Below are 2,283 nucleotides of genomic sequence, written 5' to 3' on the forward strand. Positions count from 1 at the left end.
TCCCGCAGCGCCTTCCCCGCCCCGCCCCCGAGCCGCGCGGCGATCTGGTACGCCTCCCCCAGCGAGTGCCCCGCGGCGCCGCTCGCCGCACCGGACACCCCGCTCACCCGCGCGAGCCCCGGCGCGTACGCCGCGTTCATCACCGAGCCGAGCAGGGCGATGCCCATGCCCGCGCCCAGTTGGTAGGAGGTCTCGCCGATCGCGGCCGCGCCCCCGGCGTCGTCGGCGGGCGCCTCGGTGAGCATCGACTCGTAGGCCGCGAACAGCGTGGCCTGGAAGCCGAAGCCGAGCAGTATGAAGCCCACGGACAACAGCCACGGCCGGTCGTGCTCACCCATCAGGCACAGCAGCAGCACGGCGCAGGCGGTGATGGTGAAGCCGCAGCTGACCATGGTGCGCGGCCCGCACCGGCGCAGGATGGCGGAGCCCAGGACGCCCGCGGCCATCGCCGCGAAGGTCAGCGGCAGCATCCGCAGCCCGGTCTCCAGCGGGCTGAGTCCGAGGACCAGTTGCAGGTACTGCACGGCGATGAGTTCGAGTCCGACCAGGGCCAGCATCGCGATGACGATGCAGCCGACGGACGTGGAGAACGCGGCACGCGAGAACAGCCGCATGTCGATCAGCGGATGCTCCCGGCGGCGCTGTCGGCGGACGAACAGCACGAGCAGCCCGACACCGGCGAGGAAGGGCAGCACGGCGCCCGCGGCGAGCAGATCGCGCTCGATGCCCAGCTCCTTGATGCCGTAGACGACACCGAGCACGCCGAGCGCGGCGAGGAGCGCACCGAACAGGTCCCACGGCCCGTCCGCGCGCCCCTTGGACTCGGGCACCAGGACCCGGCACAGCGGCAGCATGACCGCCATCAGCGGGATGTTGATGAGGAAGACGGAGCCCCACCAGAAGTGCTCGACGAGGAAGCCGCCGAGGACGGGTCCGGTGGCGGCGCCGATCGCGGCGACCGCGGTCCACACGCCGATGGCGACGGCCCGCTCGTGCCGGTCGGGGAAGACGTCCCGCAGGATCGACAGCGTCGCGGGCATGATCATCGCGCCGCCTATGCCGAGCATGGCGCGCGCCGCGATGAGCACCTGGGCGGTGTCGGAGAACACGGCGAGCGCGGAGGCCGCGCCGAACAGGGCGTAGCCGATCAGCAGGATCCGCCGGCGGCCGACCCGGTCGCCGAGGGTGCCGAACAGGATCAGGAGCGAGGCGCAGACCAGCGGATAGGCGTCGCCGATCCACAGCAGCTCGACCGAGGTGGGCTTCAGGTCCTCGGTGACCGAGGGCAGGGCGACGTACAGGATGGTCGAGTCGAGGGCGACCAGGAGCAGGCTCGTGCACAGGACGACGAGGACGACCCAGCGGTTCGTGCGGGCCCCTATGGCGGCCGCCTGTCGGCGCAGGCGTCCGGTGGCCGTGCTCGTGCCGGACATGTGCGTACCTCCCAGTGGTCCTCGCGTCCGGCGGATCCGAGGGCTGGGGATGCCCACGGTCTTCGGCTCGGGAGGAGCGGACTCCCGGCCCCGCAGCGGAAGGCGAGTGAGCCGTCAGAGTACGCGAGTTCGGGCCGGTGACACGTGGCAGACCTCTCATGGACGCTTCCGGTACCTGTGGCGTGCGCCACTCGCGGGGCGGGGGCGGCGCACGGAACCCGCGAGGCCGGCGCCGATAATCGGGGCCGTGAACGACGTGGATCGACGAGACCGGCCCTCGCTGCGGCGCGCGGCCCCGGCCCTGCTGGGCTACGCGGGGGTGCGGGCGCTCGGCCTGCTCGCGCTCGCGCTGTGGAGCGCGGCCGTGGGCAAGAGCCCGCACACCCTGCTGACCGCCCGCTGGGACTCCCTCTGGTACACCCGGGTCGCCGAGCACGGGTACGGCTGGTCGGTGACGCTGCCCGACGGCAGCGTGCACTCGAACCTCGCGTTCTTCCCGCTGCTGCCCTGGCTGGAGCGGCTCGTCCACGCGGTCGGTCCGCTCTCCTACGCCGATGCCGGTCTGGTGGTGGCCTGGCTCGCCTCGCTCGCCGCGGCGTGGGGCGTCTTCGCCGTCGGCGACCGCCTCCACGGCCGCCGCACCGGCGTGTGCCTCGCCGTCCTGTGGGGCGCGCTGCCGGTCGGGATCGTGGCGTCGATGGCGTACAGCGAGGCACTGTTCACCGCCCTGGCGGCCTGGGGACTGTACGCGGTCGTGCGGCGGCACTGGGTGAGCGCGGGGCTGCTGGCCGCGCTCGCGGGCCTGACCCGGCCGGTCGGCGCGGCCGTCGTGGCGGCGGTGTGGGTGGCG

Annotated in this window: 1 protein-coding gene and 1 pseudogene; one reads left to right on the forward strand and one right to left on the reverse strand. The window is 73.5% G+C overall.

Annotated elements, in window-relative coordinates; genetic code table 11:
* A partial coding sequence (locus tag G3I40_RS11900) for an MFS transporter (protein WP_164302126.1) occupies nt 1-1,433 on the reverse strand: 1,433 nt, incomplete at its 3' end.
* A 247-nt stretch (nt 1,434-1,680) separates the two neighbouring features.
* Here G3I40_RS11900 and G3I40_RS11905 point away from each other — a divergent pair.
* A pseudogene (locus G3I40_RS11905) lies at nt 1,681-2,283 on the forward strand (hypothetical protein); the annotation flags it as partial.

Source organism: Streptomyces sp. SID14478, from assembly GCF_010548525.1.
In the GTDB taxonomy this organism is placed as follows: domain Bacteria; phylum Actinomycetota; class Actinomycetes; order Streptomycetales; family Streptomycetaceae; genus Streptomyces.